General features: G+C 57.3%; 17 protein-coding genes. 13 read left to right on the top strand and 4 right to left on the bottom strand.

The features are described 5' to 3' along the window. Positions 1-61 precede the first annotated feature (61 nt). The 5 genes from B3X29_RS16445 (at position 62) to pckA (ending at position 6,239) form a co-directional block, all read left to right on the top strand. Entirely contained in the window at positions 62-2,197 is a 2,136-nt protein-coding gene (locus B3X29_RS16445) for an intracellular growth attenuator family protein (RefSeq protein ID WP_290557598.1), read from the top strand. Between the two features lie 63 nt (positions 2,198-2,260). Further along, the gene (gene yrfG / locus B3X29_RS16440; RefSeq protein WP_159340220.1) at positions 2,261-2,944 is read left to right on the top strand and encodes a GMP/IMP nucleotidase; all 684 of its coding nucleotides are present in this window, start codon (positions 2,261-2,263) and stop codon (positions 2,942-2,944) included. After that, positions 2,941-3,342 (top strand): ribosome-associated heat shock protein Hsp15, encoded by a 402-nt coding sequence (gene hslR, locus B3X29_RS16435; protein ID WP_103177311.1) that lies wholly within the window; start codon positions 2,941-2,943, stop codon positions 3,340-3,342. The genes yrfG and hslR overlap by 4 nt, the downstream gene beginning before the upstream one ends. A 23-nt stretch (positions 3,343-3,365) precedes the next feature. Beyond that, positions 3,366-4,244: an Hsp33 family molecular chaperone HslO gene (hslO, locus tag B3X29_RS16430; RefSeq protein WP_103177312.1), complete on the top strand. Its 879-nt coding sequence runs from the start codon at positions 3,366-3,368 to the stop codon at positions 4,242-4,244. Between the two features lie 375 nt (positions 4,245-4,619). After that, complete coding sequence (pckA, locus tag B3X29_RS16425) at positions 4,620-6,239, top strand: phosphoenolpyruvate carboxykinase (ATP) (RefSeq protein ID WP_159340219.1); 1,620 nt, start codon at positions 4,620-4,622, stop codon at positions 6,237-6,239. 60 nt (positions 6,240-6,299) lie between these two features. On the opposite strand, the gene envZ is transcribed toward pckA, so the two are convergent. Both envZ and ompR read right to left on the bottom strand, forming a co-directional pair. Then, positions 6,300-7,661, bottom strand: coding sequence for a two-component system sensor histidine kinase EnvZ (gene envZ, locus B3X29_RS16420; RefSeq protein ID WP_103177314.1), 1,362 nt, complete (start codon positions 7,659-7,661; stop codon positions 6,300-6,302). Beyond that, positions 7,658-8,377 carry a two-component system response regulator OmpR gene (ompR, locus tag B3X29_RS16415; RefSeq protein WP_201304750.1) on the bottom strand — a complete coding sequence of 240 codons (720 nt, stop codon included), beginning with the start codon at positions 8,375-8,377 and terminating at the stop codon, positions 7,658-7,660. Before ompR ends, envZ begins: the two co-directional genes overlap by 4 nt. Before the next feature lie 227 nt (positions 8,378-8,604). On the opposite strand from ompR, the gene greB reads away from it, so the two are divergent. The 5 genes from greB to feoC all read left to right on the top strand — a co-directional run bounded on the left by greB (position 8,605) and on the right by feoC (position 14,631). Continuing rightward, positions 8,605-9,078, top strand: coding sequence for a transcription elongation factor GreB (gene greB / locus B3X29_RS16410; RefSeq protein ID WP_103177315.1), 474 nt, complete (start codon positions 8,605-8,607; stop codon positions 9,076-9,078). Positions 9,079-9,165: 87 nt separating this feature from the next. Continuing rightward, complete coding sequence (locus B3X29_RS16405; protein WP_156655305.1) at positions 9,166-11,487, top strand: Tex family protein; 2,322 nt, start codon at positions 9,166-9,168, stop codon at positions 11,485-11,487. Positions 11,488-11,809: 322 nt separating this feature from the next. Continuing rightward, positions 11,810-12,037, top strand: a complete 228-nt coding sequence (gene feoA / locus B3X29_RS16400; RefSeq protein ID WP_103177317.1) for a ferrous iron transporter A — start codon at positions 11,810-11,812, stop codon at positions 12,035-12,037. A gap of 30 nt (positions 12,038-12,067) precedes the next feature. After that, positions 12,068-14,386 (top strand): Fe(2+) transporter permease subunit FeoB, encoded by a 2,319-nt coding sequence (gene feoB, locus B3X29_RS16395; protein ID WP_103177318.1) that lies wholly within the window; start codon positions 12,068-12,070, stop codon positions 14,384-14,386. A gap of 8 nt (positions 14,387-14,394) precedes the next feature. Beyond that, complete coding sequence (feoC, locus tag B3X29_RS16390; RefSeq protein WP_103177319.1) at positions 14,395-14,631, top strand: [Fe-S]-dependent transcriptional repressor FeoC; 237 nt, start codon at positions 14,395-14,397, stop codon at positions 14,629-14,631. A 40-nt stretch (positions 14,632-14,671) separates the two neighbouring features. Here the strand turns inward: feoC and B3X29_RS16385 are convergent, their stop codons facing one another. Both B3X29_RS16385 and bioH read right to left on the bottom strand, forming a co-directional pair. After that, the gene (locus B3X29_RS16385; protein WP_103177320.1) at positions 14,672-14,941 is read right to left on the bottom strand and encodes a YdgH/BhsA/McbA-like domain containing protein; all 270 of its coding nucleotides are present in this window, start codon (positions 14,939-14,941) and stop codon (positions 14,672-14,674) included. 113 nt (positions 14,942-15,054) lie between these two features. Then, the gene (bioH, locus tag B3X29_RS16380) at positions 15,055-15,828 is read right to left on the bottom strand and encodes a pimeloyl-ACP methyl ester esterase BioH (RefSeq protein ID WP_156655307.1); all 774 of its coding nucleotides are present in this window, start codon (positions 15,826-15,828) and stop codon (positions 15,055-15,057) included. 36 nt (positions 15,829-15,864) lie between these two features. Here bioH and gntX point away from each other — a divergent pair, with 36 nt between their 5' ends. The 3 genes from gntX (at position 15,865) to gntT (ending at position 18,808) form a co-directional block, all read left to right on the top strand. Next, the gene (gntX, locus tag B3X29_RS16375; protein WP_159340217.1) at positions 15,865-16,548 is read left to right on the top strand and encodes a DNA utilization protein GntX; all 684 of its coding nucleotides are present in this window, start codon (positions 15,865-15,867) and stop codon (positions 16,546-16,548) included. 58 nt (positions 16,549-16,606) lie between these two features. Further along, on the top strand, positions 16,607-17,182 hold the full coding sequence (gene nfuA, locus B3X29_RS16370; protein ID WP_103177323.1) for a Fe-S biogenesis protein NfuA: 576 nt from the start codon (positions 16,607-16,609) through the stop codon (positions 17,180-17,182). Between the two features lie 309 nt (positions 17,183-17,491). Then, the gene (gene gntT, locus B3X29_RS16365; protein WP_103177324.1) at positions 17,492-18,808 is read left to right on the top strand and encodes a gluconate transporter; all 1,317 of its coding nucleotides are present in this window, start codon (positions 17,492-17,494) and stop codon (positions 18,806-18,808) included. Positions 18,809-18,907: the final 99 nt, after the last annotated feature.

Below are 18,907 nucleotides of genomic sequence, written 5' to 3'. Positions count from 1 at the left end.
CGCATTCACTGTTATAAGGTGCTACTGACTACACCTGTAAGAAAAGTAAGATGGGGAAAGCATGAGCACCATTTTAATAATTATCGCTGCTATGCTGGCCTGCGCATTGATTGCAGGGTGGTTGTTCAGACGTCGTTCGCAGCGTCGATATCGCCTGCCTTATCTCAACGCCTTTACCGGGGCGAGCACACGTAAACTCGCCGCCGAAGAGCGCAGCGCGATTGAGCAATATCTCGAGTCGTTTAACCGCATTCAGCAGATGCCTGCGACAGGTGCCAGCGCGGCCCCGGTCTCGTTAAGCCTGAACGCTGAGAGCAATACCGTGCTCTGCCTGACGCGCTCCATTACCCGCTATGGCATTACCACAGACGATCCCAATAAATGGCGCTACTACCTCGACTCCATCGAAGTGCACCTGCCGCCGTTCTGGGAGCAGTACATCAATGATGAAAACAGCGTTGAGCTGATCCACACCGACACTATCCCGCTGGTGATTGTCCTGAACGGCCACTCCATCGCCGAGTATGTCCAGGAAGCGCCGCATCTGGCGCTGGAACATGTCAGCTCAACCCAGGCGTCGATTCGTGGCGAAGAGACAGAGCAGATCGAGCTGCTGAACATTCGTCAGGAGACTCACGAAGAGTATGCCCTCAGCCGCCCGGATGGCATTAGTGAAGCGCTGCTGATTGTCGCCGCCTTCCTGCTGTTCTTCTTCTGCCTGCTGAGCCCGGATGTGTTTGCTCCGTGGCTTGCCGGTGGCGGCGTGCTGCTGCTGGCGGCGGGCTTATGGGGATTATTTGCCCCGCCAGCGAAAAACGCGCTGCGTGAGATCCACTGCCTGCGCGGAACGCCAAAGCGCTGGGGTCTGTTTGGCGAAAACGATCAGGATCACGTCAACAACATCTCGATGGGCATTATTGACCTGATCTACCCGCGCCACTGGCAGCCGTGGCTGGCCCAGGATTTAGGGCAAAAGACCGACGTTGATATCTATCTGGACAGGCATGTGGTGCGCCAGGGACGTTACTTATCCCTGCATGACGAAGTGAAAAACTTCCCGCTGCAGCACTGGTTGCGCAGCACGGTGATTGCCTGTGGCGCAGCGCTGGTGCTGGCGATGCTGATTTTCCTCGTGCCGCTGGATATGCCGATTAAATTTACCCTGTCGTGGATCAAAGGCGCCCAGACCATCGAGGCCACCAGCGTCGAGCAGCTTGAAAACGCCGGCGTGCGTGTCGGCGATACGCTGAATCTGAAGGGAACGGGAATGTGTAATATCCACGCGCCGGGCAACTGGAACGCCCGCCAGAGTTCGCCTTTTGCGCCTTTTGACTGCTCGCAGCTGATCTGGAATGACGCGGCCCCGCTGCCGCTGCCGGAATCGGACACGGTTAACAAAGCCACGGCGCTGACCCAGGCCCTGAGCCGACAGCTCCATCCAAAACCGGAAGATATAACGCGAGTCAGCCCGGCGTTGCGCTCCGCCATTCAGAAATCGGGCATGATCCTGCTGGATGATTTTGGCGATATCGTACTGAAGACCCAGGATCTGTGCGCAGAGGCGGATGAGTGCATCCGGCTGAAGAACGCGCTGGTGAACCTCGGCAACAGCAAAGACTGGGAAGCGCTGGTGAAACGTGCCACGAATGGCCGTCTTGATGGTGTTAACGTCCTGCTGCGTCCGGTGAGCGCCGAGTCGCTGGAAAACCTGGTCGCCACCTCTACCGCGCCATTCGTTATGCGCGAAACTTCACGTGCCGCGCAGGCGCTTAACAGCCCGGCACCCGGCGGCTTTGTGATTGTCAGCGATGAAGGCAGCGATCTGGTCGATCAGCCCTACCCGCCGGTAGCGCTGTATGACTACCCTGCGCAGGAGCAGTGGGAAGAGTTTCAACGACTGGCGCAGATGCTGATGCGTACGCCGTTCAGCGCCGAAGGGATTGTCACCGGCATCTTTACCGATGCCAATGGCACCCGTCATATCGAGCTGCACCGGATACCGGATAGCGCCGTTTTATGGCGCTACATTGCCACTTCGCTGCTGATGCTGGCGATGGTGGTCTGCATTATCTGGAACGGCGTGATGGCGTTACGCCGCTACCAGCGCTCGCGCACCCGCCTGGCGGAGATCCAGCAGTACTACGAAAATTGCCTCAATCCGAAGCTTGTTCCTACCCCTGAGAGCCTGATCGGATAACCTCTGTGCGCGAGCAGATATGCTACCCTGTCGCGCACGATTCTTCTGGCTGGAGTATTCCCTATGCATCTTGATATCGCCTGGCAGGACGTTGATACCGTTCTGCTGGATATGGACGGCACGCTGCTGGACCTCGCGTTTGATAACTACTTCTGGCAAAAACTGGTGCCGGAAACCTACGGCGAGCAGCAAGGGATCACCCCGCTGGAGGCGCAGGAATTCATACGCCAGCAATATACCGCCGTACAACATACGCTAAACTGGTACTGTCTGGACTACTGGAGCGAACGCCTTGGTCTGGATATTTGTGCCATGACCACTGCTCAGGGCCCGCGCGCCGTTTTGCGTGAAGATACCGTCCCCTTTCTGGAGGCACTCAAAGCCAGCGGCAAGCGGCGCATTTTGCTGACCAACGCGCACCCGCATAATCTGGCGGTGAAGCTGGAATATACCGGGCTGGGTTCACACCTTGATTTATTACTTTCCACCCACACATTTGGTTATCCGAAAGAGGATCAGCGATTGTGGCAGGCGGTGGCAGAAGAGACCGGCCTGCAGCCAGAAAGAACGTTGTTCATTGATGACAGCGAACCCATTCTGGATGCGGCGGCAAAATTTGGCATTCGTTATTGCCTTGGCGTGACCAATCCTGATTCTGGCCTGGCTGAAAAAAGCTATCTGCGACATCCGGGGATGAACGACTATCGCCGGATGATCCCCTCACTCACCGTGAAGGAGACGCCATGAAAGAGAAACCCTCTGAAGGGGTAAGACTGGATAAATGGTTATGGGCTGCCCGCTTTTACAAAACGCGCGCCCTCGCCCGCGAAATGATTGAAGGCGGCAAGGTGCATTACAACGGGCAGCGCAGCAAGCCGAGCAAGCTCGTGGAGCTGAACGCCACCCTGACCCTGCGTCAGGGCAACGACGAGCGGACGGTGATCGTGAAGAACGTGACCGAACAACGTCGCCCGGCAGTGGAAGCCAGCACCCTGTACGAAGAGACGGCAGAAAGCGTGGAGAAGCGCGAAAAGATGGCGCAGGCGCGAAAGCTGAATGCCCTGACCATGCCGCATCCCGACAGACGCCCTGACAAGAAAGAACGTCGCGATCTGATTAAATTTAAAAATGGCGAGAATGAGTGATTCTTGCTGAACGAGAGATGACTATGGCCCAACACGACCAATTACACCGCTATCTGTTTGAACAATTTGCCGTTCGCGGCGAGCTGGTTACCGTATCCGAAACCTGGAAACAGATCCTGGAAAACCACAACTACCCGCTGCCGGTGAAAACCGTGCTGGGCGAGCTGCTGGTCGCGACCAGCCTGCTGACTGCGACCCTGAAATTTGCCGGTGATATCACCGTGCAGCTGCAGGGTGATGGCCCGATGAGCCTGGCGGTGATCAACGGCAACAACCAGCAGCAGATGCGCGGCGTGGCGCGCGTACAGGGCGATATCCCTGAAAACGCAGACCTGAAAACGCTGGTGGGCAATGGCTACCTGGTGATCACCATCTCCCCGGAAGAGGGCGAGCGCTATCAGGGGGTCGTCGGTCTGGAAGGCGATACGCTGGCAGCCTGCCTGGAAGACTACTTCCTGCGCTCCGAACAGCTGCCGACGCGCCTGTTTATCCGTACCGGCGAAGTCGACGGCCAGCCGTGTGCCGGCGGGATGCTGCTCCAGGTACTGCCAGCCCAGAACGCGCAGGCAGATGATTTCGATCACCTGGCCACCCTGACTGAAACCATCAAAGCCGAAGAGCTGTTCACCTTACCGGCGAACGAAGTACTGTGGCGTCTGTATCACGAAGAAGAGGTGACGCTCTACGATCCGCAGGATGTCGAGTTCAAGTGCACCTGTTCCCGTGAACGCTGCGCGGGTGCGCTGAAAACATTGCCGGATGAAGAGATTGACAGCATCCTGGCAGAAGATGGCGAAATCGACATGAACTGCGATTACTGCGGCTCTCACTACGTCTTTAACGCAATGGACATTGCCGAGATCCGCAACAACGCCTCCCCGGCCGATCCGCAGCTGCACTAAGTCCTGCCGTTAACTGCCCTCTTGAGGGGGCAGTTAACCTTTCCCCCTCCCCTACTCATTAATTTCATTCACTATTTACCCCAATCTGCTGAATCGTTATCAGTGATGTAAGACTTTCGTAATTTTCTTTCATGTATGCGCTTACATTCACATTCTCGCAGTTTAATTTATCGCTCATTAACCTTTTCGGAACATTTTCCCCAACCGAAAAGTGATTCCTGCCATAATCTGCACCGCAAAGTGACAGGAGTCACAGCGTTTTCCGTCATAAAGGGTTTTTGTCCAGATACGCAAATCTATGAGCCCGGTCGCGGTTAACATTCGAAGAAAACCCCTACAATTTCAGGCAGTATAAATTGGCTAAGGAGCAGTGATATGCGTGTTAATGGTTTAACCCCGCAAGATCTCAAGGCTTATGGTATCAACGACGCTCGCGATATCGTCTATAACCCTGATTACGATACGCTTTATCAGGAAGAGCTCAATCCAGCACTCGAAGGATACGAGCGCGGTATATTGACGACGACCGGCGCTATCGCTGTCGACACCGGTATCTTTACCGGCCGTTCGCCGAAAGATAAGTACATTGTCCGTGACGATACCACCCGCGACACCTTTTGGTGGGCGGATAAGGGCAAAGGGAAGAACGACAACAAAGCGATCTCCCCTGAAATCTGGCAGCATCTGAAATCCCTCGTCACCCAACAACTTTCCGGTAAACGTCTGTTCATTATCGACGCTTACTGCGGTGCCAACGCCGATACCCGCCTTTCCGTTCGTTTTATCACTGAGGTCGCCTGGCAGGCCCATTTCGTGAAGAACATGTTCATTCGCCCGACCGAGGAAGAGTTACAGAGCTTCGAGCCTGACTTTGTGGTGATGAACGGTGCGAAATGCACCAACCCGCAGTGGAAAGAGCAGGGGCTGAACTCGGAAAACTTTGTCGCCTTTAACCTGACGGAGCGTATCCAGCTTATCGGCGGCACCTGGTACGGCGGCGAAATGAAGAAAGGGATGTTCTCGGTGATGAACTACCTGCTGCCGTTAAAAGGTATTGCCTCCATGCACTGCTCGGCGAACGTGGGCGAGAAAGGCGACGTGGCGGTCTTCTTTGGCCTCTCCGGCACCGGTAAAACTACCCTCTCCACCGATCCGAAACGCCGCCTGATTGGCGATGACGAGCACGGCTGGGATGACGACGGCGTGTTTAACTTCGAAGGCGGCTGTTACGCCAAGACTATTCGTCTGTCGGCTGAGGCGGAGCCGGATATCTTCCAGGCGATCCGCCGTGATGCGCTGCTGGAGAACGTGACGGTGCGTGCTGACGGCACGGTCGATTTTGACGATGCGTCAAAAACGGAAAACACCCGCGTCAGCTACCCTATCTACCACATCGACAATATCGTTAAGCCTGTTTCAAAAGCGGGCCACGCGACCAAGGTGATCTTCCTCACCGCCGACGCGTTTGGTGTGCTGCCGCCGGTTTCACGCCTTACCGCCAGCCAGACGCAGTATCACTTCCTCTCCGGGTTTACCGCCAAGCTGGCCGGTACCGAACGGGGTGTGACTGAGCCGACGCCTACCTTCTCCGCCTGCTTTGGCGCAGCCTTCCTGTCGCTGCACCCGACGCAGTACGCCGAAGTGCTGGTAAAACGCATGCAGGCCTCGGGTGCCCAGGCGTATCTGGTCAACACCGGCTGGAACGGCACTGGCAAACGTATCTCCATCAAAGATACCCGCGCCATTATCGACGCCATTCTGAATGGTTCGCTGGATGATGCGGAAACCTTCACCCTGCCGATGTTCGATCTGGCAATCCCGACCGAACTGCCGGGCGTGGACAGCCATATCCTCGACCCACGCAACACCTACGCGTCGCCGGAGCAGTGGCAGGAAAAAGCCACCACGCTTGCGAAGCTGTTTGTGCAAAACTTTGAGAAGTACACCGATACGCCAGCGGGTGCGGCGTTGGTGAGTGCGGGACCGAAGCTGTAAAAATTGTGCCGGGTAGCGCTGCGCTTACCCGGCATGCCCATAAAAACGGTAACCTGCGGGTTACCGTTTTGCTGTTAACTCTCTTTCGCCTGCCCCGCGCGGAAATGGAACCGGCAGCCAGGCGCGGATACTCAACCCACCCCGTTCGCTGGTGCCAATCTCCAGCAGACCGTTATGGTTATCCACAATACGCTGCACAATCGCCAGACCTAAACCGGTGCCGCTGGTGCTGCGCGCGCTGTCGCCGCGCACAAACGGCTGGAACAGGTGTTTACGCTGCTCCGGTTTGATCCCCGGGCCGTCATCTTCCACCTGGAACCAGGCGCGGCTCAGCTCGGAGCCGCTGCTGACCTTGATCCAGCCGTTGCCGTACCGGGCGGCATTGACCACCATATTCGCCACGGCGCGCTTAATGGAGAGCGGGTGCATCCGCACGGTGATATCGCCCGGCTGCAGATCGGTTTCGATCTCACGCTCGTAGCCGCTTTCGGCCGCCACCACTTCACCCAGCACCGCGTTCAGATCCGCCATCTCCATCGGCATCTCCTGCCCGGTGCGCAGGTAGTCGATGAACTGCTCGATAATGGCGTTGCACTCTTCGATGTCCTTGTTAATGGACTCCGCCAGGTAGCCATCTTCCTCGCCCATCATTTCGGTCGCCAGACGGATACGCGTTAACGGGGTGCGCAGGTCATGGCTGACGCCAGCCATCAGCAGGGTACGGTCATCGGCCAGTTGTTTCACCCCCGCCGCCATATGGTTGAACGCGCGGGTAACGGAACGCACTTCCGACGCACCATATTCGCGCAGCGGAGGAGGAATAATCCCTTTACCGACCTGGAGCGCCGCATGCTCCAGGTCGACCAGAGGTCGGTTCTGGATGCGGATAAACAGCCACGCGCCGCCTATCGCCAGCAGCATGATCGCCAGGGTGTAGCGGAACAGCGGCGAGAAGTCGCCCTGATGGATTTCGGTGAGGGGCACGCGTACCCAGATGTTGGGTGAGAGCCAGGTTTTTAGCCAGACCACCGGCGAGCTTTTGTTGACCTCAACGCGTACTTCCGTTGGGCCGCCCAGCTGCTGCGCCATCTGCTGGCTTAAAAATTCATAATGTTGCGCCCAGCGCAGACCTGCGTCTTCCGCCGCTTCGTTAGAGTAGAGCGATATCCCCAGCTCACGGTAGATTTCACGGCGAAACGCAGGGGGAACCACCAGCTGCGTGCCATCTTCCAGCTGCAGTTTATCGGTCATCAGCATACGCACTTCGTAGGCCAGGACCTTATTAAACTGCTGAAGGCTCGGTAGGATCGCAAAGTTCAGCACCACCAGATAGGTCGTCACCAGGCTGACAAACAGCAGGGTGACGATCAGTAACAGGGTGCGGGCAAACGAGCTTCGCGGCGAAAAACGCATTCGCCTCATGCTTTAGAGCCGTCCGGGACAAACACGTAGCCCAGACCCCAGACGGTCTGGATATAGCGCGGATGCGCCGGATCCTCTTCCACCATGCGGCGCAGGCGGGAGATCTGTACGTCGATGGAACGCTCCATCGCGGAGTACTCACGGCCACGGGCCAGATTCATCAGCTTATCGCGCGACAGCGGCTCGCGCGGGTGGCTGACCAGCGCTTTCAGCACCGCGAACTCACCGCTGGTGAGCGGCATCGGCTCATCTTCGCGGAACATCTCGCGGGTGCCGAGATTCAGCTTGAACTTACCGAAGGCGATTACCGCCTCTTCCTGCGACGGTGCGCCAGGCAGTTCGTTCGCCTGACGGCGCAGTACGGCACGGATACGCGCCAGCAGCTCACGCGGGTTAAACGGTTTTGGAATGTAGTCGTCGGCGCCAATTTCCAGCCCCACGATACGGTCAACCTCTTCCCCTTTCGCCGTCACCATAATGATCGGCATTGGGTTGCTTTGGCTGCGCAGACGGCGGCAGATAGAGAGGCCATCTTCGCCCGGCAGCATCAGATCCAGCACCATCAGGTGGAAGGATTCGCGGGTCAGCAGGCGATCCATCTGTTCGGCGTTAGCCACGCTACGAACCTGGAAGCCCTGCTCGTTCAGATAACGCTCAAGGAGCGCACGCAGGCGCATGTCGTCATCCACCACCAGAATCTTATAATTCTCTTGCATTGTCAGTACTCCCAAAGGTTCGGATAATCTTGCAGATGCGTATTCTAAAAAAGTGCGCGTCTACGACCAGCTAATTCTGGTATAAATTCTAGTCGAAATTGTTACAAAGCATATTTAACAGCAGCTTATATATACATTCCATCACATAACTCATTATTAATCCTGTCTGTTAAGATAAGTGATACGTAATGTGCGCAAGGTAAGCAACCTCGTCGTAAGGCAAAAGAATGAAAACGCCCCTGATCACCCGCGAAGGGTATGAAAACCTGAAGAAAGAGCTGGACACCCTGTGGCGGGAAGAGCGCCCGGAAGTGACGAAAAAAGTGACCTGGGCAGCAAGTCTCGGCGATCGCAGTGAGAATGCCGACTACCAGTACAACAAAAAGCGGCTGCGCGAAATCGACCGCCGGGTGCGTTATCTGACCAAATGCCTTGAGAACCTGAAAATCGTCGACTATTCCCCGCAGCAGGAGGGCAAAGTCTTCTTCGGCGCATGGGTCGAAATTGAAAACGACGATGGCGATCTCAAGCGCTTTCGTATCGTCGGTTACGATGAAATTTTTGGTCGTAAGGATTACATCTCCATCGATTCGCCAATGGCCCGCGCGCTGCTGAAAAAAGAGGTGGGCGATCTGGCTATCGTCCAGACCCCGGCGGGAGAAGCCAGCTGGTATGTAAATGAAATTGAGTACGTAAAATAGTCCTGGAGCGCCCCCCGCGACTGGCATTTTGCTGTGCCAGTCCGTATAACTATCCCCTGATTTTTTGACCCACAAGATGAAATAGCCATGATGAAAGATTCGCTCTGCCGCATTATTGCGGGTGAACTTCAGGCAAGGGCTGAACAGGTAGAAGCTGCCGTTCGCCTGCTTGATGAAGGGAACACCGTGCCGTTTATTGCACGTTATCGTAAGGAAGTCACCGGCGGTCTGGATGATACGCAGCTGCGTAACCTGGAGACCCGCCTTGGCTATCTCCGTGAGCTGGAAGAGAGGCGCCAGGCGATTCTGAAATCCATCGGCGAACAGGGCAAGCTGACCAGCGATCTGGAAAAAGCCATTAATGGCACCCTGAGCAAAACCGAGCTGGAAGACCTCTATCTTCCCTATAAACCCAAGCGCCGTACCCGCGGGCAGATTGCCATCGAAGCCGGCCTGGAGCCGCTGGCCGATCTGCTGTGGAACGAACCCGCACACGACCCGGAAACCGAAGCCGCGAAATTTATCGATGCCGATAAAGGCGTGGCCGATACCAAAGCCGCCCTTGATGGCGCTCGCTACATCCTGATGGAGCGCTTCGCCGAAGATGCAGCCCTGCTGGCAAAAGTGCGTGATTATCTGTGGAAGAATGCCCATATCGTCTCCACCATGGTCAGCGGCAAAGAGGAAGAAGGGGCGAAGTTCCGCGACTACTTCGATCACCATGAACCGATTTCAACCGTGCCCTCTCACCGTGCGCTGGCGATGTTCCGCGGTCGCAACGAGGGCATTTTGCAGCTCTCCCTGAACGCCGACCCGCAGTTCGACGAGCCGCCGAAAGAGAGCCACGGCGAGCAGATCATCACCGATCATCTCGGTCTGCGCCTGAACAACGCCCCGGCAGACAGCTGGCGCAAAGGGGTGGTGAGCTGGACCTGGCGTATCAAGGTGCTGATGCATCTCGAAACCGAACTGATGGGCACCGTGCGCGAGCGCGCCGAGGACGAAGCGATCAACGTCTTTGCCCGTAACCTGCACGACCTGCTGATGGCTGCCCCTGCCGGCCTGCGCGCCACCATGGGCCTCGATCCGGGTCTGCGTACCGGCGTGAAGGTCGCCGTGGTGGATGGCACCGGCAAGTTGGTGGCCACCGATACCATTTATCCGCATACCGGCCAGGCGGCAAAAGCTGCGGTCGCGGTTGCGGCGCTGTGCGAGAAGCACAACGTCGAGCTGGTGGCGATCGGTAACGGCACCGCCTCCCGCGAAACCGAGCGTTTCTTCCTCGATCTGCAAAAGCAGTTCCCGAAAGTGACCGCCCAGAAGGTGATTGTCAGCGAAGCGGGGGCCTCGGTCTACTCGGCATCCGAACTGGCTGCGCAGGAGTTCCCGGATCTCGATGTTTCCCTGCGCGGCGCGGTCTCTATCGCCCGCCGCCTGCAGGATCCGCTGGCGGAGCTGGTGAAGATCGACCCGAAATCCATCGGCGTGGGCCAGTACCAGCATGACGTCAGCCAGACCCAGCTGGCGCGTAAGCTGGACGCGGTGGTGGAAGACTGCGTGAACGCCGTGGGCGTTGACCTGAATACCGCCTCCGTTCCCCTGCTGACCCGCGTGGCGGGCTTAACCCGCATGATGGCGCAGAACATCGTCGCCTGGCGTGATGAGAACGGTCAGTTCCAGAACCGCCAGCAGCTGCTGAAGGTAAGCCGTCTCGGGCCGAAAGCGTTTGAGCAGTGCGCGGGCTTCCTGCGCATCAACCACGGCGATAACCCGCTGGACGCCTCCACCGTTCACCCGGAAGCCTACCCGGTGGTCGAGCGCATTCTGGCCGCTACCCAGCAGGCGCTGAAGACGCTGATGGGCAACAGCAGCGAGCTGCGTAACCTGAAAGCCGTTGACTTCACCGACGAGAAATTCGGTGTGCCGACCGTGACCGACATCATCAAAGAGCTGGAAAAACCTGGCCGCGACCCGCGTCCGGAGTTCAAAACCGCGCAGTTTGCGGAAGGCGTCGAGACGATGAACGACCTGCTGCCGGGTATGGTGCTGGAAGGCGCGGTCACTAACGTCACCAACTTTGGCGCGTTTGTGGATATCGGCGTGCATCAGGATGGCCTGGTGCATATCTCCTCTCTGGCCGACAAGTTCGTGGAAGATCCACATACCGTGGTGAAAGCTGGCGACATCGTAAAAGTGAAAGTGCTGGAGGTGGATCTGCAGCGCAAGCGTATCGCCCTCACCATGCGTCTGGACGAGCAGCCTGGCGAGACCAACGCCCGTCGTGGCGGCGGTAACAGCGAGGCACGTCAGCAGCGTCCGGCGGCGAAACCGCGCGGGCGTGAAGCACAACCCGCCGGCAACAGCGCGATGATGGATGCGCTGGCGGCGGCGATGGGTAAGAAACGCTAGCTTACGTAATGCCCGGTGGCGCTTCGCTTACCGGGCCTACGGTTTTGTCGCCCAACGCACGAATTACATTAAAATGTACTCACTCATTTCTTTATCAATATGTAACCTATTGCACATCCATATTTAAACCGATAATTATCACTCCGTTAACAATAAATCTTTTTATCTCTTCCCTTCAGCGCCGTAAATATTGAGCAAGGTCAACCAGGCTGCAAATTAATAGCGCCATGCACATTCCGTCACATATTTAATATTGATGATAGAAACCATTCTCATTACCATTGTGTCTGTTGATTATTTAACCTTCCGTTAAGTAGGCACTATGCAATTTACTCCAGACAGCGCGTGGAAGATCACCGGCTTCACCCGCGAAATCAGCCCGGCCTATCGCCAGAAGCTGCTCTCTTTGGGGATGCTTCCCGGCTCCTCATTCCACGTTGTACGTGTGGCCCCGCTGGGCGATCCGGTCCATATCGAAACCCGACGTGTGAATCTGGTTCTGCGTAAGAAAGATCTCGCCTTAATAGAAGTTGAAGCTCTGTCACAATAAAACGCCAGCTCTCGTAGCGAGTCTGAAAAAATGAAAAAATTAACCATTGGCTTAATTGGCAACCCCAATTCCGGCAAGACAACGTTATTTAACCAGCTTACCGGCGCCCGTCAGCGCGTCGGTAACTGGGCGGGCGTCACGGTCGAGCGTAAAGAGGGCCAGTTTACGACCACCGACAATCAGGTCACCCTCGTCGATCTGCCCGGCACCTACTCGTTAACCACCATCTCCTCCCAGACCTCGCTCGATGAGCAGATCGCCTGCCACTATATTCTGAGCGGCGACGCCGACCTGCTGATCAATGTGGTGGACGCCTCAAACCTTGAGCGAAACCTCTACCTCACGTTGCAGCTTCTGGAGCTGGGTATCCCCTGCGTGGTGGCGCTGAACATGCTCGATATTGCGGAAAAACAGCAGATCCGCATCGATGTCGACGCGCTTTCCGCCCGTCTCGGTTGCCCGGTGGTGCCGCTGGTCTCAACCCGCGCCCGCGGTATCGACGCCCTGAAGCTTGCCATTGACCGCCACAGCCGCAATGCTGAGGTGGAGCTGGTGCACTATGCCCAGCCCCTGCTGAGTGAAGCCGGGATCCTCGCAAAGGCAATGGCGCACAGCATGCCGTTCAGACAGCGCCACTGGCTCGGCCTGCAAATGCTGGAAGGCGATATCTACAGTCGTGCCTATGCCGGTGATGCCGCCCACCAGCTGGATGCCTCCCTTGCGCGACTGAATGACGAGCTGGACGACCCTGCCCTGCACATTGCCGATGCCCGCTATCAAAGCATCGCTGCCATTTGCGACGTGGTCAGCAATGCCCTTACCGCCGAGCCGAGCCGTTTTACCCAGGCGATGGACACGGTCATCCTCAACCGTTTCCTCGGTCTGCCGGTCTTTCTGCTGGTGATGTACGTGATGTTCCTGCTGGCCATCAACATTGGCGGCGCGCTGCAGCCGCTGTTTGACGTCGGCTCCGTCGCCCTCTTTATTCACGGCATTCAGTGGCTGGGTTATACGCTGCATCTGCCGGAATGGCTGACTATCTTCCTCGCTCAGGGGCTGGGCGGCGGGATCAACACCGTCCTGCCGCTGGTGCCGCAGATCGGCATGATGTATCTGTTCCTCTCTTTCCTGGAGGACTCCGGCTACATGGCCCGCGCCGCCTTCGTGATGGATCGTCTGATGCAGGCCCTTGGCCTGCCGGGCAAATCGTTCGTGCCGCTGATTGTCGGCTTCGGCTGCAACGTGCCGTCGGTGATGGGGGCGCGCACGCTGGATGCGCCCCGCGAGCGCCTGATGACCATCATGATGGCGCCGTTTATGTCCTGCGGCGCACGGCTGGCGATCTTCGCGGTGTTTGCCGCCGCCTTCTTTGGCCAGGAGGGGGCCCTGGCGGTCTTCTCGCTCTACGTGCTGGGGATCGTGATGGCGATCCTTACCGGTCTGATGCTCAAGCACACCATCATGCGTGGTGAGGCGACCCCGTTTGTGATGGAGCTGCCGGTTTACCACGTTCCACACCTGAAAAGCCTGCTGATCCAGACCTGGCAGCGGCTTAAAGGCTTTGTGCTGCGGGCGGGTAAAGTGATTGTGGTGGTCAGCATCTTCCTCAGCGCGCTCAACAGCTTCTCCCTGAACGGCAAGGCGGTAGACAACATTGACGACTCCGCCCTGGCCTCCGTCAGCCGCGTTATCACCCCGCTGTTCAAACCCATTGGCGTGCATGAAGACAACTGGCAGGCTACCGTCGGGCTGTTCACCGGCGCAATGGCGAAAGAGGTGGTGGTGGGTACGCTTAACACCCTCTATACCGCCGAGAATATTCAGGAAGCCGCGTTTAACCCGGCCGATTTCCACCTCGGCGACGAGCTGGTCAGCGCCGTGGATGAAACCTGGCAGAGCCTGAAAGCGACCTTCAGCCTGAGCGTTCTTGCAAACCCGATTGAAGCCAGCAAAGGCGACGGCGAGATGGCGACGGGCGCAATGGGCGTGATGAGCGAGAAGTTTGGCAGCGCCTCAGCGGCCTACAGCTACCTGATCTTCGTTCTGCTCTACATTCCCTGCATCTCGGTCATGGGAGCCATCGCCCGCGAATCGAGCCGCGGCTGGATGGGCTTTTCGGTGCTGTGGGGGCTGAACATCGCCTACTCGCTGGCGACGGTCTACTACCAGACGGTCAATTTTACTCAGCATCCGCAGTACAGCCTGGTCTGCATCCTGGCAGTGGTACTGTTTAACGTGGTGGTGATCGGGCTGTTACGCCGGGCCCGCAGCCGTGTGGACGTTAATCTGCTGGCGAAAGGCAGAACCGCGGCGGCCTGCTGTGAAAGTCCGGTAAGCGACTGTCATTAGGAGGCGGCATGGCATCGTTAATTGAAGTACGTGATTTACTGGCGCTACAGGGAAGAATGGAGGCCACCCAGCTTAGCCAGATGCTGCATACCCCGCAGGCGATGATCGAGGCCATGCTGCAACGTCTTGAGGCGATGGGCAAAGCGAAGCGGATTCAGGAAGATGCCGACGGCTGCTTAACCGGCAGCTGTAAAAGCTGCCCCGAAGGAAAAGCCTGCCTCAGGGAGTGGTGGGCGCTGCGTTAAGTGTGAATAAAGCCGGGCAACTCTGCCCGGCTTTGTGCAATTATTTGTAGACTTCTGCGGTCGCGCGGATGTCTTTCGAATCTTTGTTGGCGCTGGTGACGACAAAGTACTTACCGCCCATCTCATCAGCTTTCTGTGAAAGCTCTTTTCGCGCATCCATTGGCGCGGTGGTGTCAGACGTAGAGATATGGCCAACTTTCGTCAAATTCATCTCTTTCACTTTGTCTTTCTGGATCTCTTCCGCCGCCATAACACCGAAAGAGAGTGATCCAATAACCAGAGAAGCAACAATACCTGTGACAAGTTTCATAGTCATGACTCCCAAAGATGATTGTAATTTTGATTATCGAACGCGGGATAACCGCAACGATATATTGAGTATTGTTGCGGTACGTCACTTTTTCCAGCTGAAATGAAAAATAATCAGTTTAAACGACGACTTAAGGCGATCAACGCCGCGCAAAATTCGTCGGAGTGAGAGATAAAGGGCGCATGCGCCGCTTTAGCGATGATCAGGGCTTCACTCTGCGGCCATTGCTCATCCAGCAGCGGCACGATTTTGCGCGGCACCAGCCCGTCGAGATAGCCATAAATTCGCAGATGCGGCAGCGAAAGCGTCGCCAGCGGCGCGCGGAGATCGACCGTTTTCAGGATCTCCAGCCCGCCATTCAGCACCGCCACCTCCGGCATCGGCAATGACAGCACCGTGGTTTTCAGCGTGCGGGCATCCTGGCGCGCCGTTTCTGTGCCCATGGTTTGCAGGGCGAGGAAGCGCTCCACCGTGCGCTGGAAGTCATTGCTCAGCTGCTGCTGGAAGCCGGCCAGCACCTCAGGTTTGATCCCCGGCCACTCCTCCTGGGCGCTAAAACAGGGGGAAGAGGCGACGGTCACCAGAGCATGCACCCGCTCAGGGTGCGTCAGGGCAATCTGGCTCGCCACCAGCCCGCCCAGGCTCCAGCCTAGCCAGATCGCCCGATCCGGAGCCTGAGCCAGCACCTGCTCTGCCATCTCCTCAAGCGTCATTGCGCCAAAATCCCGGCTGCGGCCAAAGCCCGGCAGATCCACCAGGTGCAGCGTAAAATGCGAGGCCAGTTCCTCACTGACGCAACGCCATACTTCGGCATTCAGCCCCCATCCGTGCAGCAGCACAAGATGACAATTTCCTGTCCCGACGGTCTGCCACCAAAGGTTGTTCATCGATTACTGTTCTCTTTTTTCACAAGGAGGTTGTCTATGCTAACAGTGCCCGGCTTGTGCTGGCTATGCCGGATGCCGCTGACCCTCGGCCATTGGGGAGTCTGTTCCGTATGTGAAAGGGGAATAGCCCCTCGGGGGAGCTGTTGCCCCCGGTGCGGCTTGCCGGCCATTCACCCTCACCTGCCCTGTGGGCGCTGCCTCTGTAAACCGCCGCCGTGGCAGGCACTGGTGGCGGTGTGCGGTTACAGGCCGCCGGTGAGCCTGCTTGTCCATCAGCTAAAATTTTCCCGCCGCAGCCAGCTGGCCCAGCCGCTGGCGAGGCTGTTACTGTTGGCGCTGTTGCGGGCCAGGCGCAGCCACGGTTTACCGCGTGTCGATATGATGGTCAGCGTGCCGCTCTGGTCCCGGCGGCACTGGCGGCGCGGTTTTAACCAGAGTGACCTGCTCTGTCGCCCGCTGGCCCGCTGGCTAAACTGCCGCTATGTTCCCGACGCGCTTCGCCGCATCCGCGCGACCCCGGCCCAGCATCGGCTCAGCGCGCGACTGCGTAAACGCAACCTGCGGCACGCCTTTGCGCTTGAATTTCCGGTGGCAGGGCGCCATATCGCTCTGGTGGATGATGTCGTGACAACAGGTGCTACCGTTGCGGAGCTCTCCCGCCTGCTTTTGCGAAGCGGCGCGGCGTCGGTTCAGGTATGGTGTCTGTGTCGAACCTTGTAGCGCCCTCAGGTTGGGCGTATTATACCCAGGTAATTTAGTCAACTATTAGGCCAATTCTATGATCCGTATTTCCGATGCTGCACAAGCGCACTTTGCCAAACTGCTGGCAAATCAGGAAGAAGGGACCCAGATCCGCGTTTTCGTGATCAACCCTGGCACCCCGAATGCAGAATGCGGCGTCTCTTATTGCCCACCGGATGCTGTGGAAGCAACTGACACCGCCCTGAAATTTGAGCAGCTCACTGCCTATGTCGATGAGCTGAGCGCCCCGTATCTGGAAGATGCGGAAATCGATTTTGTCACCGACCAGCTGGGCTCGCAGTTAACGCTGAAAGCGCCAAACGCCAAAATGCGTAAAGTAGGCGATGACGCTCCGCTGATGGAGCGCGTGGAGTATCTGCTGCAGTCCCAGATCAACCCGCAGCTGGCGGGCCACGGCGGTCGTGTTTCCCTGATGGAGATCACCGACGAAGGCTTCGCCATTCTGCAGTTTGGCGGCGGCTGTAACGGCTGTTCAATGGTCGACGTAACCCTGAAAGAGGGGATCGAGAAGCAGCTGCTGAACGAGTTCCCGGAGCTGAAAGGCGTACGCGATCTTACCGAACACCAGCGCGGCGAACACTCTTACTACTGATTGCCCGTTTGCTTGCCCGGTGGCGCTACGCTTACCGGGCCTACAAACGCACATCCCCTCTTCCCTTGCCTCATAACATGACCTGCGTCTCAGAATTCACATTTTGACCGCGGGGGTCATTCTCAAGCCGCACATGTTACCCGTATCATTCTCACGGGCACTAAAACAGCTTTACGCCGACCGACTAAACTAAAGATTTAGAAGGCAGCCTCTCTGTGTGCCATCAGTTAGCCGTTCCCAGTTGGGGCAACATTAGTATGTCGTTGAAATAATGACGTTACCCATAACAATTTTTAAGGCCAGATAATCATGCCATTAGTCATTGTCGCTATCGGTGTAATCCTGTTACTGCTCTTGATGATCCGTTTCAAAATGAACGGTTTTATCGCCCTTGTTCTGGTGGCACTTGCTGTCGGCCTGATGCAGGGTATGCCGCTGGTAAAAGTTATCAGCTCCATTAAAGCTGGCGTGGGCGGTACGCTCGGTAGCCTCGCGCTGATCATGGGCTTCGGTGCCATGCTCGGTAAAATGCTGGCTGACTGCGGTGGCGCACAGCGCATCGCAACCACGCTGATTGCTAAATTCGGCAAAAACAACATTCAGTGGGCTGTGGTTTTAACCGGCTTCACCGTTGGTTTCGCGCTGTTCTACGAAGTGGGCTTCGTGCTGATGCTGCCGCTGGTGTTCACCATCGCCGCTTCTGCCAGCATCCCGCTGCTCTATGTCGGTGTGCCGATGGCTGCTGCACTGTCAGTGACCCACGGCTTCTTGCCGCCGCACCCGGGCCCGACCGCTATCGCCACCATCTTCCATGCGGACATGGGTAAAACCCTGCTGTTCGGTACTATCCTTGCGATCCCGACCGTTATCCTGGCAGGCCCGGTGTTTGCGCGCTGCCTGAAAGGAATCGACAAGCCGATCCCGGAAGGGTTGTATAACGCCAAAACCTTTACTGAAGCCGAAATGCCAAGCTTTGCCGTCAGCGTCTGGACCTCTCTGGTACCGGTTGTGCTGATGGCCCTGCGCGCCGTCTGTGAAATGGTGCTGCCGAAAGGCCATCCGGTTCTGGGCGTGGCGGAGTTCCTGGGCGACCCGGTAATGGCGACGCTGATCGCGGTTCTGATTGCGCTCTTCACCTTTGGTCTGAACCGTGGCCGCTCCATGGATCAGATTAACGACACCCTGGGCTCCTCGATCAAAATCATCGCCATGATGCTGCTGATCATCGGTGGTGGCGGTGCGTTCAAACAGGTTCTGGTGGATAGCGGCGTGGACAAGTACATCGCCTCCATGATGCATGAAACCAACATCTCTCCTATCCTGATGGCCTGGTCTATCGCGGCGGTTCTGCGTATCGCGCTGGGTTCTGCCACCGTGGCCGCTATCACTGCGGGCGGTATCGTGGCGCCACTGATTGCGACGACGGGTGTCAGCCCTGAGCTGATGGTTATCGCGGTGGGTTCCGGTAGCGTGATCTTCTCTCACGTCAACGATCCGGGCTTCTGGCTGTTCAAGGAGTACTTCAACCTGACCATCGGTGAGACCATCAAGTCCTGGTCGATGCTGGAGACCATCATCTCCGTCTGCGGCCTGATTGGGTGTCTGCTGCTGGGTATGGTGGTGTGATGTGATAGTGCCGGGTGGCGGCTGCGCCTTTCCCGGCCTACATAAACAGAACATGCACATTCCGTAGGCCCGGATCGCTACGCGTCACCGGGCAATAAA

The organism is Leclercia sp. UBA5076 (assembly GCF_002416465.1).
Lineage (GTDB): Bacteria > Pseudomonadota > Gammaproteobacteria > Enterobacterales > Enterobacteriaceae > Enterobacter.
This window is presented reverse-complemented; position numbering and strand designations above follow the sequence as displayed.